The sequence below is a fragment of the Hyphomonas sp. UBA3601 genome, from assembly GCF_002375605.1.
Classification (GTDB): Bacteria; Pseudomonadota; Alphaproteobacteria; order Caulobacterales; family Hyphomonadaceae; genus Hyphomonas.
This window is the reverse complement of record NZ_DFME01000049.1, coordinates 478-2,839: the sequence shown is the minus strand read 5'-3', so window position 1 is coordinate 2,839 and position 2,362 is coordinate 478. Positions and strand designations below refer to the sequence as shown.

Annotated in this window: 3 protein-coding genes; 1 reads left to right on the top strand and 2 read right to left on the bottom strand. The window is 59.1% G+C overall.

The features are described from left to right. Positions 1-275 (top strand): helix-turn-helix transcriptional regulator (locus B4F73_RS05850; protein WP_290482713.1); only part of this gene is annotated, 275 nt, incomplete at its 5' end. Between the two features lie 224 nt (positions 276-499). Here the strand turns inward: B4F73_RS05850 and B4F73_RS05845 are convergent. Next, positions 500-1,441 (bottom strand): hypothetical protein, encoded by a 942-nt coding sequence (locus B4F73_RS05845; RefSeq protein WP_290482712.1) that lies wholly within the window; start codon positions 1,439-1,441, stop codon positions 500-502. Between the two features lie 430 nt (positions 1,442-1,871). After that, positions 1,872-2,362 (bottom strand): tyrosine-type recombinase/integrase (locus B4F73_RS05840; RefSeq protein ID WP_290482711.1); only part of this gene is annotated, 491 nt, incomplete at its 5' end.

The following is a 2,362-nucleotide window of genomic DNA, read 5'->3' as shown; positions in this document are numbered from 1 at the left end:
CCCCTGCTCCGGTCACTTCAACCGATCCTGAACGGATCACGCCCGCCGACATCTTCAGGCGCCGAACCGTCAGGCGGCCGGAGCTTCGCAAGCTTGTGCCGCTCTCCGATACGACGATCTACGAACTCGAACAGAAGGGCGAATTTCCGCAGCGGTTCTACCTGACACCCCGATGCGTCGTCTGGCCCCTCGCCGAAGTGCTGGAGTGGATCGACGCCCAAAGGCGCAAGGGTCGCGAAGGCTGCGGACCGCATCCGGATTATCGAATGCGGTGAACTGTCTCAAATATCCCTCATTGCGGACAATGCTGCGTTTCGTAGGCAGCGCGCCCGTTAGCAGACATCCAATCGTTAAGTCGTATTGACTGCGACACCGCCAAAGCATCTTCCGAGCCGCCCACCGCAGGATGAGTTGAACAAGCAGCTGACGAAGGCACAGTGCATCGCTTGGCCCCGTCTTGGACTAGAGGCCGCGAAAGATCAGCCACCGCCTCTTGCAGCTACGGGGTGAGGAGCTCCTGCAACCCGCGATAAGCCGCCGCAAGCTGCTTCACCAGCGCGTCGTAGACATCAAAGAACGGCGCGGCGGCCGGGAGACCAAGGCGGCTCGTGATATCGTCCATCTTGTCCGACGCCGTCCCCGTAGATGTGAGATGCAGGTTTGCCACCCGGAGATCGTAGGTCACGAAGAGCGGCAGCATGAGATTCGAAATTGCGGAACTGCCGGGAAGCGTTTCAAGTAGTGTCTGCAGGCGCTTCAGGCCGCCAAGGCCTTTGGGATCGCCTCCGGCCGCGCTCAGCAACTTCCCGATGGCCTGTGTATCCAGAGATTCGACGTGGATCTTGTTGAGCGCGTCCGCCGCATGCTGTTGGTTCTTCACGCTGTCTGTGAGCGGCCTCGCAAAGTCGAGGGCGATCGCCACCACTTCGGCTTCAAGGTGGGCGAGCGTCGCTCCAAAATGCATCCTGGCAGCTTCGAGGAAGTCCGTCCTTGCCGCGAGTAGGTCGTTTTCCGGTGTTGGATCGGAAAATATGCAGTCGATCTGTCCATCGTAGAATTCGCTGCCGATGGAGTGATCCGATTCCACGTTTTCAGACAGCAGGTAATACTGTTCCGGCACGGGCAATGTCGCGATGTCGCCGAGCCACATCACGACGCGGCCATTTCGGTTGATGCCAAAGCTTATCTGGTTGTCTTCGTCCGTGGTGATCGTGCCGTACGTCCGAGACGCAAACGTCAGGCGATAGCCCGACGCCGTGTCGTATTTCAGCAAGACCCCTCTCTTGAAGAACACAAGTGTGAGAAAACCGTCCCCCTGCCCGCGAAGGCCAGGCAGGTATTCGTAGTCGTCCGCATCATACTGGAACGGCACGTCCGTGAAGGGGTAGCGGTCTTCAAGCTTCCTACGCGTTACGGTGACACCGGCGGATACCTTGGACACGCACTGCTCGTGCAGCCGGATGATCGAGATGCGCGATCGGTCCGGAAGATAGTCCTTCTCGCACGTAGAACACCGAAGTACGGGCAGCCCTTTGATGGCTATCCGCGCCCCTGACACAGTTTCGTCGAAGTCAGCATAAGCGAGATCGAGCCAACCGTCGCAGTCAGAGCACCTCAAGCGCTGCACGTGACCAGGCGGCGGGAAAATGTCTTTGATGTCCACGGTGCCCCCCATAGTTACACCTTCCTACTTAGACCGATGTGTTGCAACATGGGATTGTCCACGACATTCATCCAATCTGACCTGGGATCCACGATTGGCCGTTTGGCGCCATCAGCGCTGCTTCGCGCCGCAATCGCAAACGTCAGCTTTGGCCTACGCTTCATGCCGGTCGTAAAGACTCCTTCTGCGCCCGAACCGGAAGTGACGATCACCCCACCCTCGGATCAGCGGCGTAGACCGCCATGCTCTCCGGGATGATGTTCGGCTTGCGGCTTTCACCCGCAGCCCAGGCATCGATCATGTCGGCCCATTCCTGCATCATGTGGCGGCGCTGGTCTGCATATTCGGCCTTGTTGTAGACCCCACGCGAAGAGCGCCGGTCTTCGTGCGCGAGGCTTTTTTCGATCCAGTCGCGATTGAAACCAAGCTCATTCAGGAGCGTCGAGCCCGTGCGCCGCAGGTCGTGGACGGTGAAAGGCTCCAGCGGAAGCTCCATCTCGCTTGCCAGCTTGTGGGCGCTGTCGGTGATCCGGTTGAAGGTCGCATTCGATATCGGGCGAAACGTGTCATAGCGCGACGGGAAGACGTATTTCGATCCGCCTGCGCAGGTTTTAAGCGCCACCAGAATATCGAGCGCCTGGTTCGACAGATAGACATTGTGGTCGAGGCCGGTCTTCATCCGCTTCTTCGGGATGGTCC